The organism is Hydrogenovibrio sp. 3SP14C1 (genome assembly GCF_029625905.1).
Taxonomy (GTDB): Bacteria; Pseudomonadota; Gammaproteobacteria; order Thiomicrospirales; family Thiomicrospiraceae; genus Hydrogenovibrio.
The window spans coordinates 31,846-57,535 of the sequence record NZ_JARTLM010000012.1; the positions used below are offsets into that span (position 1 = coordinate 31,846).

Consider the following 25,690-nt stretch of genomic DNA (forward strand, 5'->3'; position numbering starts at 1 on the left):
GAATATAATATTTTCAGTTTTTTAAATCTTCATTAAGAGAAAGAAATTGGTATCAGACTTCTTTCTGCTTAAATTTTAAAAACCCCGTTTTTACGGGGTTTTTTATTTTTTGAATTAAGGAAAGTACAATCTGTGACCTTGGAAGACAAGATTGAAAATTTATTACGCCCAACGATTGAAACCATGGGGTTTCAATTTTGGGGTTGTGAGTATTTACCTGCTGGAAAGCATTCCACTTTAAGAATTTATATAGATAATGCCGAACTCGGCGTCAATGTGGATGATTGTGGAAAAGTGAGCCGCCAGGTGAGTGCGATCATGGATGTCGAAGATCCGATATCAAATGCTTATATGTTAGAAGTGTCATCCCCTGGAATGGATAGACCTTTATTTCATCCTGAGCAATATAAAGCTTATGAAGGACAAGAGGTTCAAGTCAGAACCTCTAGCCCTGTTATGGGTCGAAAGCGCTTTAAAGGTGTAATGTCACAAGTATCTGAAAGCGACATTGCAGTTGAAGTTGATGGTGAGCTTTACGAGATCCCTTTTAGTTTAATTGACAAAGCCAATATAGTTCCCCAGTTTTGATGAGTTAAACAAAGGGGTTTTACCCTTTAAGAGTAACGATAACGTACCCCCTATTTTGAGGAAATAGAAATGAGTAAGGAAGTTTTAGCAGTTGTTGAAATCATGTCTAACGAAAAAGGCGTGGAAAAAGAAATTATCTTTGACGCCATTGAAGCGGCGCTAGCGACAGCAACTAGAAAAAGTCATAACGATGAAATTGACGCACGTGTTTCTATTGACCGATATACGGGTGATTACGAAACTTTCCGTCGTTGGGAAGTGATTGAAGACGACGTTGAAATCGAAGATCACGTTGGTTGGTATATTCGTCATATGGATGCAGTTGATGTTGAGCCGCATATTGAACCAGGTGAATTTATTGAAGAGTCAATCGAATCAATTGAATTTGGTCGTATCGGTGCGCAAACAGCGAAGCAAGTGATTATTCAAAAAGTTCGTGAAGCTGAGCGTAAAAAAGTGGTTGAAGAATATTCGAAGCGCGTTGGAGAAATTATAACCGGTCAGGTTAAACGTGTTGACCGCGGTGATGTCATCCTCGATTTAGGGGATAATGTCGATGCAGTGATCCCACGTTCAGAATTGATTAATCGTGAAAATTTTAAAATGGGCGACCGTGTCCGTGCTTACGTTCAAGAAGTTTCTTTCCGTCCTCGTGGACCACAGATTGTTATGTCTCGTGCGTGTAAAGAAATGTTGATGGAGCTGTTTAAAATCGAAGTGCCTGAAATTGGCGACGATTTGATTGATATTATGAGCGCTGCGCGCGATGTTGGCTTAAGAGCGAAAGTTGCAGTGCGTGCTAATGATCCTCGACTAGACCCTATTGGGGCTTGTGTCGGGATGCGTGGTGGACGTGTTCAAGCAGTCACGAATGAATTAAACGGCGAGCGTATCGATATTATCCTTTGGGATTCAAACGATGCGCAGTTTGTTATTAATGCAATGGCACCGGCTGAAGTCACGTCTATTATGGTTGATGAAGACAAGCATACAATGGACTTGGCAGTTGATGATGAGCAATTGTCTCAAGCAATTGGTAAAAACGGTCAAAATATCCGCTTGGCAACTGAGTTGACAGGTTGGGAATTGAATGTCATGTCTGAATCAGACATGGCAGCTAAGCATGAAACAGAATCGAAAGGTCAGATGGATTTATTCGTCAATGGCCTAGAAGTCGATGAAGAGCTTGCAGAAGTTCTTGTTGCAGAAGGCTTTACCACGCTTGAAGAAGTGGCGTATGTACCAGCTGCAGAAATGTTAGAGATCGAAGGCTTTGATGAAGAGATTGTTGCAGCTTTAAAAGAAAGAGCTAAAGATGCACTGTTGACTCAAGCAATTGCAAACGAAGAAAAAACAGCCATGGCTGAACCAGCACAAGATTTATTGGACTTAGAAGGCATGACTGAAGAAATGGCAAAAACGCTCGCTTCTAAAGGAATCATCACTCAGGAAGATTTAGCTGAATTAGGCACGGATGAAGTATTAGAAATAGTAGAGATGGATGCGGACGCAGCTAGCGAATTGATTTTGAAAGCACGCGCACCATGGTTTGAATAATCTAGGAGGGCACTAGTGTATGTCTCAAGTATCAATTAAACAGTTTGCAGAAACATTGAAACTTTCGGTCGATAAATTATTATCACAGCTGAAAGACGCAGGCATATCGGGTAAGAAAGAAGCGGATTTTTTGTCAGACGATGAGAAAATGACGTTATTAAATTACCTGAAAGGGCTCCACGGAGAAACCGCGGATGCGCCTAAGAAAGTTACATTAAAAAGAAAGCAGGTTCAAAAGCTGAATTTGTCTTCTGGTGCAGGCAAAAGAACTGTTAATGTTGAGGTACGTAAGAAAAGAACTTACGTTAAAAAGCCTGAAACGGTTGAAGAGCCAGTTGTTGAAGAACCAGTCGTGGAAGAAGTGGTTGCAGATGTGCCAGAAAAGGATACAGCTGCAGTGGCAGAAACTAAAACGACCAAAGAAACTGAAGCATCAGCAGAAAAAGTCGAACAAGCCCCTGTTTCACCAGAAGCAATCTTAGATGTTGTGCCTGAACCGGTTCCTGTTGAATCCGATAAGAAGCATAAACACGATAAGAAAAAACAAAGCAAACCACCGGTTAAAGAAGAGCCTAAGCATAAAGGTAAGCCTAAGCCAAAAGAAAAACAGTCTAAAAAGACTTTGGCTATGTCAGGAGATCAATCGTTTGGTCGTCGTCGACATAAAGGGCATAAAAAAGCTCATAACGCTGACAACGAGCATGGTTTCCAAAAGCCTGTTGAAAAGCAAGTTAGAGAAGTTCCTCTAGGTGAAACGATTAAAGTTTCTGAACTGGCAGATAAAATGGCGGTTAAAGCAACAGAGGTTATTAAAACCATGATGGGCTTCGGTTCAATGGTGACGATAAACCAAGTGCTTGACCAAGAAACTGCGCAGTTAGTCGTTGAAGAGATGGGCCATAAGTTCGTTTTAGTCAATGAAAACCAGCTTGAAGATGATGTTGTGAATCAAGATTATGACGGTGAAACGGTTCAACGTTCACCTGTTGTCACTATTATGGGGCATGTTGACCATGGTAAAACATCGCTTTTGGATTACATTCGTAAAGCGAAAGTCGCTCATGGCGAATCTGGTGGGATTACCCAACATATTGGGGCTTACCATGTAGAAACAGGTCATGGTGGTGTCACTTTTATTGATACTCCAGGGCATGAGGCGTTTACAGCAATGCGTGCACGTGGTGCGAAAGTAACTGATGTTGTCGTCATTGTGGTTGCAGCTGATGATGGTGTTATGCCTCAAACCAAAGAAGCGATTCAACATGCTAAAGCGGCCAAATTGGGAATGGTGATTGCCATTAACAAAATGGATAAAGAAGGGGCTAACCCTGATCGCGTGATGCAAGAACTGGTTGCTGAAGAAGTGGTGCCGGAAGAATGGGGTGGTGATACTCAGTTTATCCGTGTATCTGCTAAGTCTGGTGAAGGGGTTGATGATTTACTGGATGCGATTCTATTGCAATCAGAAATTTTAGAGCTTGAAGCACCGCTTGAAGGTCCTGCGAAAGGTGTGGTCGTTGAATCTAGACTAGATAAAGGTCGAGGCCCTGTTGCAACAGTTCTTGTTCAAGCTGGAACCTTGAAGAAAGGCGATATTGCTTTATGTGGTATGGAATATGGACGTGTTCGTGCGCTTGTCAATGAAAGCGGCGAACAAGTTGAGAGTGCTGGCCCCTCTATTCCGGTTGAAATACTTGGGATGTCAGGTGTGCCGGTTGCCGGTGATGACATGATTACCGTCGAATCAGAGCGTAAGGCACGTGAAGTGGCTATGTTCCGTCAAAGTAAACATAAAGAGAAGAAGATCGCTCGTCAGCAGAAGTCTAAGTTGGATAACATGTTCAACAAGATGGAAGAAGGTGAAGTTCAGAATGTTAATATCATTCTGAAAGCCGACGTGCAAGGGTCGATTGAAGCCATCGTGGATGCTTTGGTTAAGCTTTCAAATGATGAAGTAAAAGTTTCCGTTATTTCATCAGGTGTTGGTGGGATTACAGAAACCGATGCTAACTTGGCCGTAGCTTCTGATGCATTGATCTTCGGGTTTAATGTACGTGCTGATGCAAAAGCCAAGCGCTTGATTGATAGTGAAGGAATTTTCTTAAAATATTACAGCGTTATCTATGAGATCGTTGATGAAGTGAAGCGTGCAGTTGAAGGTAAGCTTGCTCCTGACTTTAAAGAAGAAATTATTGGTGTTGCAGATGTGCGTGATGTCTTTAAGGCACCTAAGATCGGCTTAATTGCAGGTTGTATGGTGACAGAAGGTAACGTGAAACGTAATAACCCGATTCGTGTCCTTCGTGATAATATTGTTATTTATCAAGGCGCATTAGAATCTCTTCGCCGCTTTAAAGATGACGTGCCAGAAGTTCGTCAAGGCATGGAATGCGGTATTGGGGTTAAAGACTATAACGATGTCAAAGTCGGTGACCAGATTGAGGTTTATGAGCGCGTTGAAGTTAAACGTACTTTAGACTAATTGACGTCCATTCCTTGTTTAGAAGTGCGTTACTTTTAAGTTAACAAGGGTTGTATATTTTTTCAGTGCCCCGTCTTCGGGGCATTGTTGTTTCTAGCTAATAAAAGAGAACCTTATTATGAATGAAGAAGTCAGTAGACCCGCACGAGTGGCTTTAGAAATTCGCAAAACCTTAATGGAAGTTTTACATCGTGATACAAAAGACCCTCGTTTAGAGAAGGTTAATATTACCGAATGTAAAGTCTCAAAAGATTTAAGTATTGCGACAGTTTATTTCACCATTATTGGTGTCAATGAAAAAGACCAACCTGCACAAGATGCGATTAAAGCGCTTGAAAAGGCGAAAGGGTTTTTTCGTTCGGAAATTGGCAAACGTATGAATTTACGTATTACACCGGAAGTGCGCTTTTTTTACGATACCGTCGCAGAAAATGCGAGTCATATTGAAGAATTGATTTTTAAAGCATTACACCAGAACAAGAAATAATTCTATTTAACGTTAATAATCGTGGTAAGTATGGCAAAAAAGCAGTGGCAAAAGGTGGATGGAATTGTCCTTCTGAATAAACCTGAAGGGGTAACTTCAAATGGATTGCTTCAACAGGTAAGGCGTGTTTATAACGCCAAAAAAGCGGGGCACACTGGTGCTTTAGATCCTTTTGCAACCGGGTTGCTGCCTATTTGTTTAGGGGAAGCCACGAAAGTTTCCGGGTTATTGTTGGATTCTGATAAACGCTATATTGCCACATTGCAATTAGGGGTTGAAACGGATTCGGGCGATAAGGATGGTAACCCCTTAAGAACGGTTCAAGTACCGGCATTGAGTAAAGATGTATTGGAAAAAGTCTTTACTCAGTTTCAAGGCGACATTATGCAAGTGCCTCCTATGTATTCAGCGTTGAAACATCAGGGGAAACCTTTATACGAGTATGCACGAAAGGGCATTGAAATTGAACGAGTGGCGCGTCCAATCCATATTTATGATCTTGAGTTAATCGATTTCGAAAAGACGGTCGTACGCTTCGAAGTGCTTTGTTCTAAAGGGACTTATGTCAGAACCTTAGGAGAAGATATCGCCAAGGCTTTAGGAACAGTCGGTCACTTGATTGCGTTGCACCGAACACAGACGGGTGCTTTAAAAGCTGATGCGATGGTGACTCTGGAAGAAATCGAGTTGAATAAAGAAGCCTATCTACAACCGCTAGATCTTCCGTTAGAGCATCTTCAAGCGATTGACCTCAGTGCTGAAGATACAGATAAGATTCTGCATGGTGGAAAGCTTGATGTTGATGAACCTGAAACATCGCTGGTGAGATTCTATGATCCGCAAGCTCGTTTTATTGGCGTGGGAGAGTGGCAGCAGGAAAAGCAGCTCCTCAAACCTAAACGGTTATTTAATTTAGACCCTATTGACGAGCCGCAGCCTTAAAGAGGGGTGTTATGACGTGTTATAACCCCGAGTTGCCGTTGGTGGATGCACGTGGCTTTGAAGCCTTTCAAGAAAGTCACTTCAAGACCGCGACCCATTTACCTTGGCCGGAATTGAAGCAACGCATGAATGAGCTGCCAGCCAGACCAGCCAAATTACAATTGCTGGCAGACAGTCTTTATTTAGAAGAAGCGCATTCATTTTTGGTTGAAAAAGGCTATCATCTCGAATGGGGTTTGTCTGATACAGATTTCCAATCCCTTATAAAGAAATCACCAGGCCTGGCTGTTTCTGGAACCGAGTCCCGTATTTTATGGTCTCCCAGTTCATTAATTGAAACGTTTGTCACAGAGTATGCAAATCAACCCTCTTCTGACGCCAAGCCGTTGGCATTGGATATTGGCTGCGGCGGCGGACGAGATGCAGTGTATTTATCGATGAATGGCTGGGATGTCACTGGAATAGATCATAAAGAGTCGGCAATGCAGCGCGCCAAACAGTTAGCGGACTTTCACCAGCAGTCTGTTCATTGGTACACTTGCTCTGTTAAAGAGTCAGGTTGCTTACCCTCACAGCCGGTTGATTTAATTGTCGTTATTCGATATCTCAATCGGGCGCTATTTGACAGCATTAAAACGTTGCTAAAACCGAACGGGTATCTAGTATTTCAAACCTTTGTAGAAGGGGTTGAAGCATTTGGATCCCCTAAAAACCCAAATTATATTTTGAAAAAAGGGGAGTTGGCAAAAACCTTTAAAGATTTTCGTATAATTGTTGATAGAATAGACACACTCAATGATGGTCGCCCTGTTGCGTCCTTTATTGCTCAAAAAATAAAAGATTAGAAAGAGATTGATACTATGTTAAATATGACTGCTTCCGAATTGTTTGATTATTTTCAAGAGAACGCGATTTGTGAATCATTAACGCGTCCAGATGTGGAAGTTATGAGCGAGTTCTTACAAGAAAAAAATTTGAAAAAAGGCGATGTTATTTTTGATATGGGTGATGTCGGTGATTCAATGTTCTTTATTGTGAAAGGAAAGGTTGCTTTTTCCACCACAGATGGACAGGATGAGGCAGAAGTAGGGGTGCAAGGGCCAGGTAACTTGATTGGAGAAATGTCTTTCTTTGATAGAAAGCCCCGTATGTTAAAAATGTCAGCAAGATCAAAAGAAGTGACTTTGTTAGAAATCAAACGACCGATGTATGATCGTTTAAAAGTCGAGCATCCTTATATTGCGGTAAACCTGGTTGAGAATGCAGTGGTGAGCTTGGATCACTTAGTACGAGCACTCAGTAACGATGTTTCTCATTTTGAGCATTATATGGTTGGGTTTGGACGCCATTAATTCAGATTTTATTGGTTAGAATCGTAGACAAACTAGAAAGGGCGTGTATAATACGTTCTTTCATTTCTGCCATCGGTTGCGGAAAGAGATATTTTTTTAACCGATTTATCAAGGATAAAAGTTATGTTAACACCAGAAGATAAAGCAGCAATCGTTGCTGACTATGCAACTTCAGAAGGCGATACAGGTTCTCCAGAAGTACAGGTTGCGTTATTAACGCACCGTATCACTTACCTAACTGAACATTTCAAAAGCCATATTCATGACAACCATTCACGTACAGGTCTTTTACGTTTAGTAAGCCGTCGTCGTAAGTTGCTTGATTATTTGCATAAGAAAAATGCACAAAGATATTTTGACTTGATTAAAAAGCTTGGTCTACGTAAGTAAGACCCATCAAGCAGAAAAAAAGCCCCGCATTGCGGGGTTTTTTTTTAGCTGAATAAAACTGAGTTTTTGCGATAAATCTTGTTCTGTCTGTTGTTTGCTGAGGGATTTGTTGTAAAATGTTTCAGCGTTTAATTTATTATTTTTACGACCCAGGCCGGAAACCGTTTTAAGCCTGAATCCTCAGCTGTTTTAGTGTATAAAATCGCTGAGGATTCAGGTTTCATTGGCTAGGTAGGTCGTTGATACGACAACTCGTATCTAACCTGACAAGGAATGAAGTTATGTCTAAGTTTACTAAGTCTTTTCAGTATGGAAAGCATGAAGTTCGTTTTGAAACTGGAGAAATTGCACGTCAAGCTGATGGCGCAGTAATGGTTTCAATGGGCGATACGCAGCTATTGGTAACGGTTGTGGGCGCTAAAAGTGCCAAAGAAGGTCAAGATTTCTTCCCCTTAACCGTTCAATATCAAGAAAAAGCCTATTCTGCAGGCCGTATTCCTGGTGGATTCTTAAAACGTGAAGGGCGTCCTTCTGAAAAAGAAACGTTGACATCTCGTTTAATCGACCGTCCAATCCGTCCTTTATTCCCTAAAGGCTTTATGAATGAAGTACAAGTTATTGCAATGGTTGTATCTTTAGATCCTGAGATTGGAACGGAAGTGCCTGCGATGCTGGGAACCTCTGCAGCTTTGGCGATTTCTGGAATACCATTTGAAGGCCCGATTGGTGCTGCGGTTGTCGGCTATAAAGACAACGGCTATATTTTGAACCCATCAAGTGAAGAGCTTAAAGAGTCGGACTTAGAGCTGAGTGTTGCTGGAACTGCTGATGCTGTATTAATGGTTGAATCTGAAGCAGCTGAATTATCTGAAGACATCATGTTAGGTGCAGTGGTATTCGGGCATGAGCAAATGCAAGTGGCGATTGAAGCGATTAACGAATTAAAAGCTGAAGCGGGTAAACCTGCTTGGGATTGGGAACCAGCGACAGAAAATACCGAATTAAAAACAAAAGTCTTTGATGCGATTCGTTCAGATGTAGAAGCCGCGTATAGCATTGCTGATAAAATGGATCGGTATGCTGCAATCGATGCCGCAAAAGCAAAAGTGATGGATGCGTTAGCCGCGACTGAAGAAAACACGGATGGGTATGATGCTGGAGAAATCGACAAGATGGTCGGTAAACTGCAGAAAGAAATCGTTCGTGGCCGTATTATCGCCGGTGAACCCCGTATTGATGGTCGTGATACTCAAACAATTCGAAATATTGACTGTAAAGTCGGCATTCTTCCTAAAGTTCATGGTTCTGCTTTGTTTACTCGTGGAGAAACACAAGCGATTGTTGTCACCACATTAGGAACAGAAAAAGACGCTAAGATGGTCGATGACCTAACAGGCTCATATAATGACCGCTTTATGCTGCATTATAACTTTCCTCCTTACTCAGTCGGTGAATGTGGTCGTGTTGGTACACCAGGTCGTCGTGAAATTGGTCATGGTATGTTGGCGCGCCGTGGGGTTGCTGCTTTACTACCGACAGCAGATGAATTCCCTTACACCATTCGTGTCGTTTCAGAGATTACCGAATCAAATGGTTCTTCTTCAATGGCAACGGTTTGTGGGACGTCAATGTCCTTGATGCATGCTGGTGTTCCTGTCGCAGCACCGATTGCTGGGATTGCAATGGGGCTGGTTAAAGAAGAATCTGGTTTTGCGGTCTTATCAGATATTCTGGGGGATGAAGATCACCTAGGGGATATGGATTTTAAAGTTGCTGGAACCGAGCAAGGTGTTACTGCACTGCAAATGGATATCAAGATCACTGGTATTACGCAAGAAATCATGCAGATTGCTTTAAAACAAGCCAAAGATGGTCGTTTACATATTTTAAAAGAAATGGAAAAGGCAATCGGTTCTTCAAACCAGGATGTAGCAACGACTGCACCTCGTTTCTTTACGGTAAAAGTGAAGCCTGAAAAAGTTCGTGAAATCATCGGTAAAGGTGGTGCAACCATTCGTTCGATTACGGAAGAAACGGGTGTCACAATCGAAATTGATGATGATGGCAACGTTAAAATTGCTGCAGTGGATGACGAGTCTGCTAATGCCGCTAAAGCTCGTATTGCGGAAATTACAGCTGAACCTGAAATTGGTAAAGTTTACGATGCCAAAGTGGTTAAGATTGTTGATTTTGGTGCTTTCGTTTCCTATATGCCAGGTCGTGAAGGGTTGGTTCACGTCTCACAGATTGCTGATGAACGTGTCGAAGACGTGAATGAATACTTAAAAGAAGGACAAGAAATCAAGGTTCGTCTGACCGATGTTGATAAACAAGGTCGTGTTAAATTGTCTATAAAGGCAGTTTAATCGTTTCTATCGAATCTTTTTTGTCTTACAAAAAAGTCTCGTACTATTTAAAAGGCCGTTTCAACGGCCTTTTTCGCATGTCTAATAAAGAAGAAGAGTTTATATGTCAACACAGCACCCAGCGTTTGAATTTATTAATGAACACGTTATTGAATCGTTGAACATCACGGTTCAGCATTTTAAACATAAAGTGACAGGAGCTGAGCACTACCACCTTTCTGCAGATGATCCTCAGAATGTGTTTATGGTTGCTTTAAGAACGGTTCCGATGGATTCAAGCGGGGTTGCGCATATCTTGGAACATACGGTTTTATGCGGCAGCGAAAAGTATCCCGTGCGGGACCCTTTCTTTATGATGATTCGTCGTTCTTTGAATACCTTTATGAATGCTTTTACTTCTAGTGATTGGACAGCTTATCCGTTTGCAACAGAGAATAGAAAAGACTTTGATAATCTATTGCAAGTCTATATGGATGCTGTGTTTTTTCCAAATATTGACCCGTTAGATTTTGCACAGGAAGGACATCGTTTAGAGTTTGAGGAAATGGATAATCCTGATTCAAACTTAACCTATAAGGGTGTTGTATTTAATGAAATGAAAGGAGCGATGAGTTCTCCTGTCGCAACTTTATGGCAACAGTTTTCGAGTGAATTGTATCCAACTTCTACCTATCACTATAACAGTGGTGGGAACCCTAAAGACATTCCTGCTTTAACGTATGAGCAGTTAGTTGAATTCCACCGTTTTCATTATCACCCGTCTAATTCGGTATTCTTAACGTACGGTGATATTCCTGCTCAAACGCATCAAGCTGATTTCGAATCTTTAGCGTTGCATCGTTTTAAAGAGAATGTACCTAAGGTTATGGTAACGAATGAAGAGCGTTACACTGAACCTAAAACCGTCACCGGAAAATATGCGTTAAATGAAGACTCTTTAAGTGAGAAAACGCATATTGTTTTAGGCTGGTTGCTGGGTGAAAACAAAAATCCAATGGATGTTTTAAAAGGACATTTGTTGTCAGCAGTTTTATTGGATAATAGCGCCTCGCCATTAAGACAGGCAATAGAGGAATCTGATTTGGCCGCAGCGCCCTCTCCGTTATGTGGACTGGAAGATTCCAATAAGGAAATGGCTTTTATTGCCGGGGTTCAAGGATCTGAAGCAGAACATGCTGAAGCCATTGAAGCGTTGATTATTGAGACTTTGCAAAACATTGTTGAAGAGGGGATCGATACCGAACAAGTAGAAGCCATGTTGCACCAGCTTGAGTTTTCGCAACGTGAAATTGGTGGGGACAGCTACCCTTATGGACTTCAGCTGATTATACAAGCGTTGTCAGGCACGATGCATGAAGGGGATCCGATTGCTTTATTAGACACCAATGCCGCATTACAGCAGCTTAGAAAAGACGTCGAAAACCCAAGATTTATTCCCGACTTGATCCAAAACTGGATTCTGGATAATCCACATCGTGTGCGTTATACACTAGAACCGGATGATGGCTTATCCGCACAGGATGAGTCGGCAGAAAAAGCAAAATTGGCTGACATTCAGGCGCATTTATCTGATAAAGAAAAACAAGCAATCATTTCTCAATCGTTGGCTTTAAAAGCACGACAAGAACAAGATGATGATGCTTCCATTCTGCCAGAAGTAACCAAAAAAGATGTGCCTGCGGACATTAAAAACATCCGCCCGACACAACAAACAGACTTACCTTCAATGACGGCGTACCAAACTGGCACGAACGGGTTGACTTACCAACAGTTGGTTATTGATCTTCCCGATTTTTCTGAGTCAGAGAAAAAGGTTTTGCCTTTATTTAATGCTTGCTTGGCTGAATTAGGGTCAGCAGATCGAGATTATTTACAAACCCAATCACTGCAAGCGGCTTTGACGGGCGGGCTTTCTGCTCGCTCTACAGTCCGTGCTGATTTAAATAATATCGATCAGTTTCATAGTCATTTTATTTTGTCTGGAAAAGCATTGAATACCAACCAAGCCGATTTGGCCAATTTAATGTTGGAAACATTAGGAGAAGCGCGTTTTGATGAACATGCTCGAATCCGTGACTTGGTAGGACAGATCCGTACTTCGATTGATCAAGGCGTGACGGGGAATGGACATGGTTTGGCAATGTCAGCAGCCACTCAAAATGCATCCCCTGTGGCAAACTGGAACTTTAATCGTTCGGGCTTTGCAGGCATTCAAACCATCAAGTCGCTTTACGATGGGTTATCAGAGGATAGTCAGTTAGAAACTCTGTCTAATCAGTTCCAATCAATTCAACAAAAATTGATGAACTCCGTTAAGCAATCATTGGTTATTTCAGATGAAGAAGGGCTTGATGGCGCGATTGAAAGTCTTTCTAGCTGGCAATCAATGATGACCAATACCTCGAATACAAATGGGCTAGAGCTGTCTGCATCACATGAAAAAATTCACCAGGCCTGGATTACCAGCACTCAAGTGAACTTCTGCGCCAAGTCTTATCCTGCAGTGGCCTCAGGCCATGAAGATGCACCGAAGTTGTCGGTGTTGGGCGCGTGTCTTCGGAATGGTTTTTTACATTCTCAGATTCGTGAAAAAGGCGGTGCTTATGGCGGAGGAGCGACTTTTAATGCCGAAGCGGGGGCTTTCGTATTCTTTTCGTATCGCGATCCGAGATTACAGGAAACGTTATCTGACTTTGACCGTTCTTTGCAATGGATCATGAGTAATGAAGCCACACAAGCAAAAGTGGATGAAGCGATCCTTAATGTCATCAGCGCAATCGATAAGCCTGGATCTCCAGCTGGAGAGGCCAGAAAAGCCTTCTATCAAGATCTTTATGGTCGTAGTCATGATGTCCGAATGAAACATAGACAAGGCGTTTTAGACACCACTTTAGAGGATTTACGTCGGGTTGCGAACCAGTATTTGATGCCTGAGAAAGCTTCTTCTGCTGTGCTGACCCATTCCGGTATGGTCGACAGTCTGAAAAAAGATGAATTTGAAATTATTACATTGTAAGAAGGATATTTGTGTTTAAGAAAATAACGTTCTTTTTGCTGCTGTCCACGCTATTGGTGGGATGTAGCAATGATTTGATTCGGCCCGATGATAAGCATATAGAAGCGATGATTCAAGTTAATACGGAAGTGACGAATCAGCACCAGTTACTGCTTAAAATCAAAAGCTGGATGCAGTCGCGTATTACTGCTCCAGGTGCAGAGGTCGAGTACTTCAATATGACGAATCACCAAGTGAATGGAAAAGGGATGCTTACAATAGACATCCGTGGTAAAAAATTGCAAACACAATATTTAGTTACAGTAGAAGTTATCTCACCGAGCTTGATTCAATTTGATTCGCGGGACTTTGTCGATTTGCCCGGTGCAAGGTATGGTGAATCAGATCGTGCTGAAATCTTTCATAATTTCATTAAGCCAAAAGTGATGCAAGTGGTGGAATCGTTAGATATTTATCTAAATGAAGATGAGTCTTTTTAGAGTGCTTACTGGTTAAAACATTTTAAAGTGTTTTAACCATGTCTTTTTTAACTTATTGAATTACTTCAATAAACTGTAGATTCCATAAGTCGTATAATAATGCCTGATTACCTGAGTGATTCAAGTAAGATTTAAGCTTTGTTTGATCTATAAAACGTTGGTTACATAAACAACGAATAAAGTCCGGCTCAGCATGAAAATCTTGCCACTCGGCACTGTTAATATAGAGTTTAACCTGGTTTTGACTAAATTCTGTATAGGCAAATCGGCAGACAGCATCCCTTAAAATACCTTCTGCATCTTGTAAGGCCTCAACGAAAGTTTCTTTCGGGCAGCTTTCAGTTTCACTAAGGGGGTTAGGTAATAGCTGAGATGCTCCTTGGTCCAGTTGTGTCGCGAAACGACCAAACCAATTTTTAAGAGCCTCTTCATTTTCAAGCGCAGCCTTAAGTAACGCTTGCGCTTGTTGCCAACTGCCTTCTGAAATTTGACCAGGCGCGGTGCCTTGCCAGTTAGGATCTTGGTAAAGAGATTGAAACTGCTGTGTTTCCGCTAAGTAATCGCCAAAGCTGTCCCATAACTCTAAGCCGCGATACGTTCGGTAGCCAATGGAGAACGTCATACAATCTTCTGTCAAACCGACGCCATGATGCCCCCATTTAGGCGGAACATAGAGAATATCGCCTGGCTGGCAGACATACTCATCTTCTACCTTAAACCGTTTCATTAATCGTAAGTCGACCCCTTCAATATAATTGCTTTCATCACAGTCTTGCGAAGTCAGTTGCCAACGACGTTCGCCTTGGGCTTGTAATAAAAACACATCATAGTGATCGAAATGAGGTCCGACGTTTCCACCTTCAGTCGCGTAGCTGACCATAATGTCATCAATGCGCCAGCTTGGAATAAAATCAAATTCATTCAGCAGTTCGGTGACTTCAGGTAATAAACGATCCATTCCCTGAACTAATAACGTCCAGTTCTTTTCCGGCAAGTTTTGATAAAAAGCTTCGTCAAAAGGGCCTTTTTTGAGTTCATACTTTTCTGCATCATGTTGAATAACAATTCGGCTTTCAACTTCTTCTTCTAAGGAAAGTCCGGCCAGTTCTTCCGCACTGACGGGTGGAGAAAAGTTAGGCAAAGCATTGCGAATTAAAAGGGGCTTTTTTTGCCAGTATTCAGAAAGGAAACTTTCTTTATCTAAAAGGTCGAAATGAATCATAATAGCTGTAAAACTCGTATTAAATATGGGTGCATTATAGCGTTTTAAAATGCATTCATATAGACTATTTAAAGGCGTTTCATGATTCCTGAATAGGTATTCAAATGAAACAAAAACCGTCGAAAAATAATTTTGGGATTGGTATGAATACACAACATAAAACCTGGTTAAGTGGCATTCTCTTTCTGGCTGTCATTGTTGCAGCCATTTCGATCTACGTAAAAGAAATGCCTACGGTCTTGCCTGATGATGTCGTTAAGGTCAATGGTCGAACAGAAGCAGACCACTATTTGGCCTCAACCAAAGTATCTGGCAAGATTTTAAAGGTTTTGGTACGTGAAGGGGATGAGGTCAAAAAAGATCAGGTTTTGGCGGTTTTAGATGATGCTCAAGTCAGAGCGAAGGTCACTCAGGCAGCCGCTGCTTATGGGGCAGCCCAAGCACGTTTAAAGGCAGCTAAAACGAATTTAAAAGTGTTAAAAAACCAAGTGCCTTTGCAGATTGCAACGGCTGAATCAGCAGTTAAGCACAGTAAGGCTGTTTTGAACAGTGCCGTTGAAAATGCACAGCAGGCCAAAATTGATGAACGCCGTTATGCTAAATTGTATGAAAAAGGCACAATCCAAAAGCATCAACATGAATCAGCTGCATTGGCGAAGAAAATTGCAGATGATAATGTCTTAATTGCAAAAGCAGCAATCAATAAAGCTCAAAAGGCACTCAATGAAACCAAGTTGGGATGGCAACAGATTGAAGCAAGGCAAGATGATGTCAATGCGGTTAAAGCGCAAAATTTACAAGCTCAAGCCGCTTTAATGGAAGCAATGAGTGTCTTTGATGATATGAGAATTAAATCGCCCACTGATGGTGTTATCACAACCAAACTGATTAACGAAGGTGAGGTCATTGCCTCGGGTGCAGGGTTGTTTGATATTGTTAACTTAAACCAAGTTTACCTAAAAGGCTATATTGCCGAGAATAAAGTAGGGTTGGTGCATTTGGGGCAAAAAGCAAATATTAAAATCGATTCCTTGCCAGAACAGAACTTTCCAGCCACCATTCGATATATAGCCTCGGAAACGGAGTTCACTCCGAAAGAAGTTCAAACGCAGGACGAGCGCGTTAAATTGGTGTATGCCATCAAATTATATCTCGACGATAACCCAAAGAAACGAATTACTCCTGGGCTCCCAGCAGATGCTTATGTTCAGGTGAAATAAGATGGATTTTGCGGTTCAAGCAAATCAAGTCTGTAAACGCTATCGAAAAAAGACAGCCATAGAGGATATTTCTGTCGACGTTCGCACCGGCGAAATCTATGGATTAATTGGTCCGGATGGTGCAGGAAAAAGTTCGTTGATGCAATGTATTTCCGGGGTATTAACTTACGATTCTGGTGAGATTCATGTGTTTGGTCAATGCATCGATTCTGAAAAAACGGCAGAAAAGATAAAGCACCGTATTGGGTTTATGCCACAAGGCTTAGGCTTGAACCTTTATCCTGATTTAAGCATTGAAGAGAATATCGATTTCTTTGCAAATTTAAGAGGGGTGTCTGCAGAGTTGCTAACACAGCGTAAAGAAATGCTGTTATCGGTTGCGAAACTCACGTCTTTTAAAACCCGAGCAATGAAAAATTTATCGGGCGGAATGAAGCAGAAACTTGGTCTAATTTGTACCTTAATTCATCAGCCAGAGTTGATTATTCTGGATGAACCGACGACCGGCGTTGATCCAATTTCTCGGCGAGATTTCTGGGAAATGCTTAATCGTTTGGTGATGGAAGAAGGGATGACGGCTTTGGTTTCGACCGCTTATATGGATGAAGCCAGCCGTTTTCATCGTTTAAGTGTGATGCACCAAGGAAAAGTACTAGAGCAAGGCAGTGCGGATGAGATCGTTTCTAAGTCACCTGGTTGGGTTGTTGAAATTGAAACGACTCAACCGGATCAAGTATTGGCGACACTGAGAACACAATTTGAAATCGTAGAACAATTGGGGCAAATGGTTCGCCTGGTTGCCTTTGGGCAAGATAAAAATACGATTGAATCAATTCTTAAAAACTTATTAAATTCAGAAGAACTGCAATGGCATTTTTTACCTATTGGTCTAGAAGAGTTTTTTATTCAGCGTTTAAAAAATCATTCAGCCACTGCCGAAAAACAGCTTCAAAAACAGCCTGACCTTATTTCTAAATCTCATGCTAAAAATAATACAGCGGACACGAGTGCGCTTATCAAAGCGGATAAGCTCGTTCGTCGGTTCGGCAACTTTACCGCCGCAGACCAAGTCAGTTTTGAGGTCAGGCCTGGTGAAATTTTTGGGTTATTAGGCGCAAATGGTGCGGGCAAAAGTACCGTAATCAAAATGTTGACCGGCATTCTTCCGCCCTCTGAAGGGGCAGGCTTTGTTGCCAATCAGAATATGGCGCATTCAGGAATGGCAATCAAAGAAAGCATCGGTTATATGTCACAAGCTTTTTCGTTGTATCTAGACTTAACGGTATTGGAAAACATTAAATTGTTCGGCCGTATTTATGGTTTGACTGGCCAGAAGTTAAAAGAGCGGATTGATTGGGTGATAAAAATTGGGCACTTACAGTCGGTTCAGAACGAGACTGCGGGTAGTTTACCGATGGGGAAAAGACAACGACTGGCTTTGGGGTGTGCTTTAATTCATCAGCCGAAAGTACTTTTTTTGGATGAACCGACATCGGGTGTAGACCCTATTGGCCGAGCTGAATTCTGGCGTATTTTAGTGAGATTGGCTTCTGACTTAGGCGTTGCGATTTTAATCACAACGCACTATATGCTAGAAGCAGAACATTGCCATCGCCTGGCTTTAATGCAGGCTGGAAAAATCGTTGCCTATGATACGCCTTATGCCTTGAAGCAATCTCTTAAACAACGTAAAGGACAGGTTTTAAGTTTTAAAGTGACGCATCCTTATCGGGCTTTGTCTTGTTTAGAAAAAGCCGGTTATCAAGATATTTCTTTATTTGGTAATCGTCTTCAGTTGTTTTCAAAAGAAGTTAAAGACGTTTCTAATAATGTAATTAATATATTAAAAAACAACCAGATAGAGGTAAAAGATACCATGGTGCTTCAACCTTCTTTAGAGGATGTTTTTGTTGATAAAATTGAAACGGCTCTCGCCAAACATGAGCTCAGCTAGGAACGTTTTACATGAATATTCGTAAAATATTAACCTTATCAAAAAAAGAATGGCTCGAGATTTGGCGTGATCGAGTGTACTTCACCATGGCGTTTATTTTTCCATTTGTGATGATGATGGTTCTGGGATTCGGCATGAGTTTTGATGTGGAAAAAATGCCTTTTGTGATTGTTGATTATGATCAATCTGATCTCAGCCGAGAGTACTCACATAAATTTATCAGCTCTCGTTATTTTGATTATAAAGGTCATCTAAAAAAAGCCTCGGATGCGGATGAGTTGATTGCTAAAGCAGACATTCGATTTTTGTTGGTGATTCCGCCGGAGTTTTCGAAAAACCTCAAGCAGGGCAAGCCGGCACAGGTACAAACTCAAATTGACGGGCAGTTTACTTATCGAGCGTCAATGGTAAAAGGGTATGTCAGTGCTATCACTGCGCATTTCAATTCAGAATTGACGCAAGATTGGTTTGCTAAAAAACGTGGAATTTCTAAACAAGAGCTGCAAGCGATGTTGGCGCCGGTTACTCTACAAACCCATTATTTATATAACAACGAACTGAAAAGTATCTGGTCAACTGGCACAGGCATGATTATGTTGGTCATGTTGGTTGCCCCAGCCATGCTAGCGGCACTTGGTGTCGTCCGCGAAAAAGAAAGTGGATCGATTTTTAATATCTATGCCTCTACGGTCACGCCGGCTGAATTCATTACCGGTAAAATTCTGCCTTATATCTTGATTTCTTATATCAATATTTCCATTCTCAGTTTGGCGGCGGTGCTGTTGTTTGAAGCGCCCTTTAAAGGAGAGTTGTCGCTGTTAATGGTCAGTAATCTGTTGTATGTCGCCAGTGCGGCTGCAATTGGCTTGGTTATTTCGACCTTTGTAAAATCTCAGGCAGCGGCGGCTTTGATCGCCATGATAGGGACTATGATTCCCGCAATGATGTATTCGGGCTTGATGATGCCTGTCGCGTCAATGGCCGCCGAGGCAAAAATAGAAGCGCATGCTTTTCCTGCGATGTATCAATTGGAAATACTTTGGGGGACTTATTTAAAAGGACAAGGGTGGCAGGAACTTTGGCCTAATTTGTTTGTCATCACCGGCTTTCTCTTGCTTTATTGGGGGGTTGCAGTACTACGATTCCATAAGAGGGTAAAAGCATGAACTGGCTTTGGTGGCGTCGCATTTTTGCGTTAACACAAAAAGAATTGTTGCAGTTTAGTCGTGATTTGATTTTGGTTGTTGCGACGATTTATTTCTTTACTGGGGAAGTTTATATTGCAGGGAAAGGGGTTAGCCTAGAGTTGGTCAAGGCGCCTATTGGGTATATGGATCACGATCAGTCCTTAGCAAGCCGAGAATGGTTAAATAAATTACGCCCGCCTTATTTTGATGTGAAAGGTCAGATTACCGAACAATCGACCGCTTTAAAGCTATTAGATAGCAGTCAGTTGCTTGGTGTGATTGATATTCCCCCCAACTTTCAAAGAGATTTACTGAACGGACGACCAACCGAAATTGGATTTCAGCTGGATGGCAGTAATGTCGTTTTAGGTAATTTGGCAAACAGTTACACTGGGTTGGCAAATGCATACTTCAATCAAGAGTGGATGCTGAAGCAAATGAAGGTGACGCCGGCGCAAGCTTTGGAAGTGCCTAGAGTGGATGTTCGTCAGATGATTTTGTTTAACCCAGAAGGTAATAATGCCTGGTTTATGTCCATTTCTGAAATGATGACAGTGATGACCATGCTGTCGTTGTTCTTAACTGCCGCAATCGTGGTGAAGGAAAAAGAACGCGGTACGATTGAACAGCTTTCGATTGCACCGCTTACCCCGTTGCAAATCTTGTTGCCGAAGATTCTCGCGGTTGAGTTAATCTTGTTGTGTGGTATTGCCTTATCGATTTTTGTGGTGTTATTGCCTGTCTTTAAGGTGCCTTTTCAAGGCAGCTTTTTCTTATTCTTCTTGGTGTCTGCTGTTTATGTGTATGCCGTTTCAGGCTTAGGGTTGTTTATCGCGACGATTAGTAAAAACTTGGCTCAGGTTATGATTATTTCAATTTTGTTGTTAATGCCCATTATTTTATTGTCAGGTGCTTTTACGCCGCCTGAAGCGATGCCTGAGTGGGAACAAGCTTTGATTTGGTTATCACCGTTGTATTATTACATCAATATGGGGTATGGCATTATTTTGAAAGGGTCAGGCCTGGAGATTATTTGGCAGAATTTATTGGCGTTGTTCGCATTAGGAACGGTCTTGTTTTTATTCGGTATTCGTCAGTTCAAAAAACAATTTGGCGCCTAGTTTAATCTTTCGACAAGCCATAAAAAAACCCGGTCAAGCCGGGTTCTTTAAAAAGCCTTGTTAAACGAATGTTTTAACGACCTTTTAACATGGTTAATGCCAACTCGATGTTTTGAGCTTGTTGCGCGGCATTCCCAATATAAGAAGCCGGTGTCATTTCTTTTAGGCTTTGTTTCGCTTCTTCCGGTAGATCTAGAGTGTCCACGAATTCTTGCATGATTTGTTTGTTGACACGACGCCCACGTGTTAACTCTTTCAATTTTTCATAGGGTTTTTCAATCCCATAACGACGCATGACCGTTTGAATCGCTTCTGCTAAGACTTCCCAGTTATTATCTAAGTCATCCGCCATTGCTTGCGCATTCACATCCAGTTTATTAAGGCCTTTTAACGTCGCTTGCAATGAGATCATTGTGTGCGCCACTCCAACCCCTAGGTTACGTAATACGGTTGAATCCGTTAAGTCACGCTGCCAGCGAGAGATCGGTAACTTCTGACCCAGGTGGTCAAAGATCGCGTTGGCAATCCCCAGATTCCCTTCAGAGTTTTCAAAGTCAATCGGGTTGACCTTGTGTGGCATGGTTGAAGAACCAATTTCACCTGCAACTGTTTTTTGTTTGAAGAATCCGATAGAGATATAACTCCAGATATCACGATCAAAATCAATCAAAATGGTGTTGAAACGCTGCATGGTATGGAAATACTCAGCAATGTAATCATGTGGTTCAATTTGAATGGTGTAAGGATTCCAAGCCAACCCTAAGCTTTGCACAAACTGTTCGGTCAGTTCATACCAATTGATTGCCGGGTAAGCGGCTAAGTGCGCGTTGTAGTTTCCAGTCGCACCATTGATTTTACCCATGATTTGAACATTCATTAATTGTTTGATTTGGCGCTGTAAGCGGTAAGCAACGTTAGCAAATTCTTTACCTGCTGTTGTTGGCGATGCTGGTTGACCATGTGTGCGAGACATCATTGGGATATCCGCCATTTCCATCGCCATTTCAGAGATTTTATCAACCACCGTTTGCATCTCAGGCACGATCACCGTTGCTCGCGCATCTTTCAGCATTAACGCATAGGCCAGGTTATTGATGTCTTCAGAAGTACAAGCAAAGTGAACAAATTCACCGATGGCATTCAGCTCTTCATTGTTACCAAAATGTTCTTTAATTAAGTATTCAACCGCTTTCACATCATGGTTTGTGGTGCGTTCAATTTCTTTAACACGCTGTGCCATTTCTAAAGAAAACTCATCGACCAGTTTCAATAAATGATTCTCAGCCTCAGAACTCATTGGTGGAACTTCTGGAATCCCAGGATGATTTGCCAGCATACGTAACCAAGAGACCTCAACCTTAACACGGTTTTTAATCAAACCATATTCACTGAAAATCTCTTTTAAGTTTGATAAACGTGCTCCATAACGCCCATCAACGGGCGAAATAGCGGTCAATTCTGAAAGTTGCATGCGTTCGTTCCTTTTCAATCTAATTAATGGCGCACATTATAACCGAAAACAGCGACTTTTTTTGCTTTTGAAATAAGCCGTTTAAATGCATATAAACCAAAACGAATTTCAAGTTAAAGTTCTCCTTTAACTTCTTGATTAAACACTAAATAAATAATGATAAACCTGCACTACAAGAAGAAAAAATAGGTTGGGTATTGCTGTTTTTGTGCAACTAACGATTGATGTCGGTTGATTGAGACTTAAATGGGGTTCTAGAAATTGTTTCAGGTTAGAAAACGCAATAGACTTTCTTTAAAAACACCCAGGCCTGGGTGTTTTTAAGAACTAAATAACTTGGTTTGAGAAGATTTCAGCGAACCATCTTCTGAAATCGGGTTAAGTTCGTTATCATACTTATTTATTACAAAGAGACATGAGATAGGAGTTCTTTGATGAATCTAGTAGAAATTGCCCAAACCCGTTATGCCACCAAAAAATTTGATGGCAGTAAGCGCATTCCAAGTGAGGTGTTTGACCAAATCAAAGCTTTATTGCGCTTGAGTCCGTCCAGTGTCAACTCTCAGCCGTGGCATTTTGTGATCGCAGAGACGCCTGAAAGTCGGAAGCGCATGAGTCAAGGCACGCAAGGTGTTTACAGTGCCAATGAATCCAAAGTGCTTGATGCCTCTCATGTCATTTTGTTTTGCGCTAAAACGGAAATGGATGACAATTATCTCTTGCACTTGCTGGAAAGTGAAGACAAAGATGGACGTTTTCCAAGCCCTGAAAGTAAAGAGATGGTGAAGAAAGTACGTGCTTTTTATGCTGACTTACATAGACAAGACCTTAACGATACGCAAAGCTGGATGGAAAAACAAGTGTATCTGAATATGGGGACGATTTTGTTAGGTGCGGGAGTGTTAGGGGTTGATTCTGTGCCTATCGAAGGGGTCGATGTGGCGGTGCTTAATGAAGAATTCGACTTGATTAACCAAGGCTATACTGCTATGACAATGATGGCATTAGGATATCGTGATGAAGAGGATTTAAATGCGGCTTTGCCAAAATCCAGATTACCGGAAGAAGAAATTTTTACCATTCTAAAGTGATTTAAAAAAAAACTGTAAGAAGATAATGGTGGTGAGTTTTTAATCTGAATGAAGGTTGATATATAACTTTCGGATGTATTCTTAATTAATTGATTTATAATGAATTAATTGGTTTTCTCTTTGTAGGGGATGTGCGCTAAACAGTCTTCTGCATAATCATCAATCATTTGTTTTTCTTGCTGAATGAAGTTTGCTAACCCCTCCGGAAAAGGATTATGTTTGACCCAATGCGTCGAGCGCATTTTGACAGGAACAAACCCGCGTGCGATTTTGTGTTCGCCACCTGCACCGGGTTCAAATAACTGCAATCCTTTTTGAATTGCATAATCAATACCTTGATAAAAACAGGTTTCGAAGTGTAAGTTTTTGATGTTTTCAGCACAGCCCCAGTGGCGTCCATAAAGCGTGGTGTCGGATTCGAACATTAGCGCACCAGCAACACATTCGTCATTTTGATCTGCGAGTACCAATACAATTTGTTCTGGCAATGCTTTAGCGATGGCTTTGAAAAATCCTAGGTTGAAAGTAGGGGTACTCCATTTTTCAATAAATGTTTTTTGATAGAAAAAATCAAAAGATTCCCAGTCTTCCTCTGTGGCCGTGTATCCATTCAAAACTCGAAAAGAGAGTCCGTTATTGAGTATGGATTGACGTTCTTGCTTGATGTTTTTACGTTTTTTACCTTTTAAGATGGCGAGAAAATCTTCAAAAGTTTCAAAGCCTTGGTTAAACCAATGAAACTGACAATCATGACGAAAATAAAAGTTGGGGAGGGTCAGTTTTTCAATTTGACTTTGTTGTTCAGCTTCCGCAAACAAAACATGCAGACTGCTCATGTTCCATTCTATGGCTAAGTTTTGTGTTGCTTGAAGGAGAGTTTCAATCAGTTTTTCCTGGCTAACAAGAGCCATTTCTGAATCGATGAGGAAGCGCTGACCTTGCGCTGGGGTATAAGGCACAGCTGAAACCAGTTTGGGATAGTACTCTAACCCGGCCTGATTCCACGCTTGTTCCCAGGCCTGGTCAAAAACAAATTCACCATAATTATTGTGCTTTTCATACAAAGGTAAGGCGGCCACAATTTTATCTTGATGAGACAAAGTAATGTGGTGTGGAATCCAGCCAAATTTCTCACTGACACATTGGTACGTTTCCATGGCGGATAAAAATGCATGTTTAAGAAAAGGGGTGTTATCTTTAATTAGCCTATCCCACTGATCCACATCAATAGATTGCATGGAAGAATGAACTTGAAAACTGAGTTGAATATCGGATTCAGGCATAGTCACTTTGATAAATAAATGTCATGTATTGAAATATTCTAGCATTGAATTACTAAGCATATGAATAGATGGTTTTTTATCGTATAATCGGCCTTAATAATTTAGTCTCGACTAAATATTTTTTTAATTTTAAATAAAGAAATTTTATTTTATATGAATTATCAAACTGCCGAAAAAATGCAAAATCAGCGTTCATTTTGGTATTTTTTGGGGCCTGCTTTTTTAGTCTCGGTTGGGTATATGGATCCCGGGAACTGGGCAACGTCTTTAGAAGCGGGCTCTCGTTATGGCTATGATTTGCTGTGGGTTATCACCTTAGCTTCTCTGGTGGCCATTTTAATGCAGCTGTTAAGTGCCAAGCTAGGCATCGCGACCGGAAAAAACTTGGCTCAGATGATTCGGATTCAACACCCTGGAAAAAGAGGGACCCTTTTACTGTCATCGGCTGCATTGGCGATGATTGCGACAGATTTAGCTGAGTTTTTGGGGGTTGCGGTTGCTTTAAACCTGCTGTTTGATATTCCTTTGGTTGTCGCTATTTTCTTAACAATCTTTGATGTATTGCTGATTCTCTGGTTGGAGCGTTTTGGTTTTCGATGGGTGGAATTGACCATTTTTGCTTTTGTGGCAACGATTGGTCTTGGCTATGTGGTCGAGCTATGGTTAGTGCAACCCGATTGGGTAGAAGTGGCTCAAGCCTTAGCGGTACCAAATGAGACGATTATGGAGACCACGGCTTTATTTATTGCGATGGGGATTTTAGGCGCGACGGTGATGCCCCATAATTTATATTTGCACTCTCATCAAGTAACAACGCGTTCTAATCTTGCTGGTGAAGCGCTGCAACGGTTTTATAAAATGATGAAGTGGGATACGATTCTGGCATTGACCGCGGCATGGGTTGTTAATTCCGCTATATTGATTATGGCTTCTGCCGCATTCCATGAAAAAGGGTTGCTGATCACAGATATCGATGAAGCTTATCATACTTTAGGCCCTTTATTAGGGAACTCTGCAGCCTTAACGTTTGCCATAGCATTATTGGCTTCAGGGATTGCCAGTTCGGCAACGGGCACTTTGGCTGGCCAAGTAGTCTTTGAATCGTTTTTTAAAAAACGTCCAATCAATATCCTGAAAATTCGAGTGTATATTCGTTTAGCAACCATGATTCCAGCGGCAGTAGCGATCTTGCTGAGTGCCAAACCTTTAAGTTTGCTGGTGTTGTCACAGGTTGTCTTATCTATGCAGTTACCGTTTGCGGTCATTCCTTTAGTGATGATGACGTCTAACCGAGAGTTAATGGGTGATTTGGTCAATAAACCAAGTACCAAACTCATGGCTTGGACGGCGACGACTATTATCGTTGTGCTGAATCTGTGGTTATTAGGAATGTTGTTTTGGGAAGGGGGTCATAAAATGAACCTTCATTGAAACCTGACTAAGTCATTGTAATCTCACTTGTAATCATCATTAATAGGTTTG

20 protein-coding genes are annotated in these 25,690 nt (G+C 41.5%); 17 read left to right on the forward strand and 3 right to left on the reverse strand.

The window, feature by feature from the left end; translation table 11 throughout:
- The first annotated feature begins 132 nt into the window (after positions 1-132).
- The 11 genes from rimP to P8629_RS10455 all read left to right on the forward strand — a co-directional run bounded on the left by rimP (position 133) and on the right by P8629_RS10455 (position 13,659).
- Positions 133-588, forward strand: a complete 456-nt coding sequence (gene rimP / locus P8629_RS10405; RefSeq protein WP_278166071.1) for a ribosome maturation factor RimP — start codon at positions 133-135, stop codon at positions 586-588.
- A 69-nt stretch (positions 589-657) separates the two neighbouring features.
- Positions 658-2,145 (forward strand): transcription termination factor NusA, encoded by a 1,488-nt coding sequence (gene nusA / locus P8629_RS10410; protein WP_278166072.1) that lies wholly within the window; start codon positions 658-660, stop codon positions 2,143-2,145.
- Between the two features lie 19 nt (positions 2,146-2,164).
- The gene (gene infB, locus P8629_RS10415; RefSeq protein WP_278166073.1) at positions 2,165-4,627 is read left to right on the forward strand and encodes a translation initiation factor IF-2; all 2,463 of its coding nucleotides are present in this window, start codon (positions 2,165-2,167) and stop codon (positions 4,625-4,627) included.
- Positions 4,628-4,745: 118 nt separating this feature from the next.
- Positions 4,746-5,114 carry a 30S ribosome-binding factor RbfA gene (rbfA, locus tag P8629_RS10420; RefSeq protein WP_278166074.1) on the forward strand — a complete coding sequence of 123 codons (369 nt, stop codon included), beginning with the start codon at positions 4,746-4,748 and terminating at the stop codon, positions 5,112-5,114.
- 30 nt (positions 5,115-5,144) lie between these two features.
- Positions 5,145-6,056: a tRNA pseudouridine(55) synthase TruB gene (gene truB / locus P8629_RS10425; RefSeq protein WP_278166075.1), complete on the forward strand. Its 912-nt coding sequence runs from the start codon at positions 5,145-5,147 to the stop codon at positions 6,054-6,056.
- 11 nt (positions 6,057-6,067) lie between these two features.
- Positions 6,068-6,901: a methyltransferase gene (locus P8629_RS10430; RefSeq protein WP_278166076.1), complete on the forward strand. Its 834-nt coding sequence runs from the start codon at positions 6,068-6,070 to the stop codon at positions 6,899-6,901.
- A gap of 15 nt (positions 6,902-6,916) precedes the next feature.
- Entirely contained in the window at positions 6,917-7,408 is a 492-nt protein-coding gene (locus P8629_RS10435) for a Crp/Fnr family transcriptional regulator (protein ID WP_278166077.1), read from the forward strand.
- 123 nt (positions 7,409-7,531) lie between these two features.
- Positions 7,532-7,798: a 30S ribosomal protein S15 gene (gene rpsO, locus P8629_RS10440; protein ID WP_278166078.1), complete on the forward strand. Its 267-nt coding sequence runs from the start codon at positions 7,532-7,534 to the stop codon at positions 7,796-7,798.
- 281 nt (positions 7,799-8,079) lie between these two features.
- On the forward strand, positions 8,080-10,164 hold the full coding sequence (pnp, locus tag P8629_RS10445) for a polyribonucleotide nucleotidyltransferase (protein WP_278166079.1): 2,085 nt from the start codon (positions 8,080-8,082) through the stop codon (positions 10,162-10,164).
- Positions 10,165-10,267: 103 nt separating this feature from the next.
- The gene (locus P8629_RS10450) at positions 10,268-13,180 is read left to right on the forward strand and encodes an insulinase family protein (protein ID WP_278166080.1); all 2,913 of its coding nucleotides are present in this window, start codon (positions 10,268-10,270) and stop codon (positions 13,178-13,180) included.
- A gap of 11 nt (positions 13,181-13,191) precedes the next feature.
- Entirely contained in the window at positions 13,192-13,659 is a 468-nt protein-coding gene (locus P8629_RS10455) for a hypothetical protein (RefSeq protein ID WP_278166081.1), read from the forward strand.
- Positions 13,660-13,711: 52 nt separating this feature from the next.
- On the opposite strand, the gene P8629_RS10460 is transcribed toward P8629_RS10455, so the two are convergent.
- Positions 13,712-14,881, reverse strand: a complete 1,170-nt coding sequence (locus P8629_RS10460) for a cupin domain-containing protein (protein WP_278166082.1) — start codon at positions 14,879-14,881, stop codon at positions 13,712-13,714.
- A gap of 104 nt (positions 14,882-14,985) precedes the next feature.
- On the opposite strand from P8629_RS10460, the gene P8629_RS10465 reads away from it, so the two are divergent.
- From P8629_RS10465 to P8629_RS10480, 4 genes are read left to right on the forward strand one after another with little or no spacing between them, the layout of a single operon-like run.
- Positions 14,986-16,101, forward strand: coding sequence for an HlyD family secretion protein (locus tag P8629_RS10465; RefSeq protein WP_278166083.1), 1,116 nt, complete (start codon positions 14,986-14,988; stop codon positions 16,099-16,101).
- A 1-nt stretch (position 16,102) separates the two neighbouring features.
- The gene (locus P8629_RS10470) at positions 16,103-18,055 is read left to right on the forward strand and encodes an ATP-binding cassette domain-containing protein (protein ID WP_278166084.1); all 1,953 of its coding nucleotides are present in this window, start codon (positions 16,103-16,105) and stop codon (positions 18,053-18,055) included.
- Positions 18,056-18,066: 11 nt separating this feature from the next.
- Complete coding sequence (locus P8629_RS10475) at positions 18,067-19,221, forward strand: ABC transporter permease (RefSeq protein ID WP_278166085.1); 1,155 nt, start codon at positions 18,067-18,069, stop codon at positions 19,219-19,221.
- Complete coding sequence (locus P8629_RS10480) at positions 19,218-20,363, forward strand: ABC transporter permease (RefSeq protein ID WP_278166086.1); 1,146 nt, start codon at positions 19,218-19,220, stop codon at positions 20,361-20,363. Before P8629_RS10475 ends, P8629_RS10480 begins: the two co-directional genes overlap by 4 nt.
- Before the next feature lie 73 nt (positions 20,364-20,436).
- On the opposite strand, the gene purB is transcribed toward P8629_RS10480, so the two are convergent.
- The gene (gene purB / locus P8629_RS10485) at positions 20,437-21,834 is read right to left on the reverse strand and encodes an adenylosuccinate lyase (RefSeq protein ID WP_278166087.1); all 1,398 of its coding nucleotides are present in this window, start codon (positions 21,832-21,834) and stop codon (positions 20,437-20,439) included.
- Between the two features lie 434 nt (positions 21,835-22,268).
- Here purB and nfsB point away from each other — a divergent pair, with 434 nt between their 5' ends.
- A complete protein-coding gene (gene nfsB, locus P8629_RS10490) occupies positions 22,269-22,925 on the forward strand; it encodes an oxygen-insensitive NAD(P)H nitroreductase (RefSeq protein ID WP_278166088.1) in 657 nt (218 codons plus the stop codon).
- 104 nt (positions 22,926-23,029) lie between these two features.
- Here nfsB and P8629_RS10495 read toward each other — a convergent pair whose 3' ends face one another.
- Entirely contained in the window at positions 23,030-24,208 is a 1,179-nt protein-coding gene (locus P8629_RS10495) for a GNAT family N-acetyltransferase (protein ID WP_278166089.1), read from the reverse strand.
- A gap of 153 nt (positions 24,209-24,361) precedes the next feature.
- On the opposite strand from P8629_RS10495, the gene P8629_RS10500 reads away from it, so the two are divergent.
- Positions 24,362-25,639 (forward strand): Nramp family divalent metal transporter, encoded by a 1,278-nt coding sequence (locus tag P8629_RS10500; protein WP_278166090.1) that lies wholly within the window; start codon positions 24,362-24,364, stop codon positions 25,637-25,639.
- Positions 25,640-25,690: the final 51 nt, after the last annotated feature.

Coding starts and splice junctions, on each gene's coding strand:
- P8629_RS10495 (WP_278166089.1), bottom strand. CDS start 24,208: ATGCCTGAATCCGATATTCAACTCAGTTTTCAAGTTCATTCTTCCATG.
- rpsO (WP_278166078.1), top strand. CDS start 7,532: ATGTTAACACCAGAAGATAAAGCAGCAATCGTTGCTGACTATGCAACT.
- P8629_RS10475 (WP_278166085.1), top strand. CDS start 18,067: ATGAATATTCGTAAAATATTAACCTTATCAAAAAAAGAATGGCTCGAG.
- truB (WP_278166075.1), top strand. CDS start 5,145: ATGGCAAAAAAGCAGTGGCAAAAGGTGGATGGAATTGTCCTTCTGAAT.
- P8629_RS10470 (WP_278166084.1), top strand. CDS start 16,103: ATGGATTTTGCGGTTCAAGCAAATCAAGTCTGTAAACGCTATCGAAAA.
- P8629_RS10450 (WP_278166080.1), top strand. CDS start 10,268: ATGTCAACACAGCACCCAGCGTTTGAATTTATTAATGAACACGTTATT.
- infB (WP_278166073.1), top strand. CDS start 2,165: ATGTCTCAAGTATCAATTAAACAGTTTGCAGAAACATTGAAACTTTCG.
- nusA (WP_278166072.1), top strand. CDS start 658: ATGAGTAAGGAAGTTTTAGCAGTTGTTGAAATCATGTCTAACGAAAAA.
- P8629_RS10465 (WP_278166083.1), top strand. CDS start 14,986: ATGAAACAAAAACCGTCGAAAAATAATTTTGGGATTGGTATGAATACA.
- P8629_RS10500 (WP_278166090.1), top strand. CDS start 24,362: ATGAATTATCAAACTGCCGAAAAAATGCAAAATCAGCGTTCATTTTGG.
- purB (WP_278166087.1), bottom strand. CDS start 21,834: ATGCAACTTTCAGAATTGACCGCTATTTCGCCCGTTGATGGGCGTTAT.
- P8629_RS10435 (WP_278166077.1), top strand. CDS start 6,917: ATGTTAAATATGACTGCTTCCGAATTGTTTGATTATTTTCAAGAGAAC.
- P8629_RS10430 (WP_278166076.1), top strand. CDS start 6,068: ATGACGTGTTATAACCCCGAGTTGCCGTTGGTGGATGCACGTGGCTTT.
- P8629_RS10460 (WP_278166082.1), bottom strand. CDS start 14,881: ATGATTCATTTCGACCTTTTAGATAAAGAAAGTTTCCTTTCTGAATAC.
- rbfA (WP_278166074.1), top strand. CDS start 4,746: ATGAATGAAGAAGTCAGTAGACCCGCACGAGTGGCTTTAGAAATTCGC.
- nfsB (WP_278166088.1), top strand. CDS start 22,269: ATGAATCTAGTAGAAATTGCCCAAACCCGTTATGCCACCAAAAAATTT.
- P8629_RS10480 (WP_278166086.1), top strand. CDS start 19,218: ATGAACTGGCTTTGGTGGCGTCGCATTTTTGCGTTAACACAAAAAGAA.
- pnp (WP_278166079.1), top strand. CDS start 8,080: ATGTCTAAGTTTACTAAGTCTTTTCAGTATGGAAAGCATGAAGTTCGT.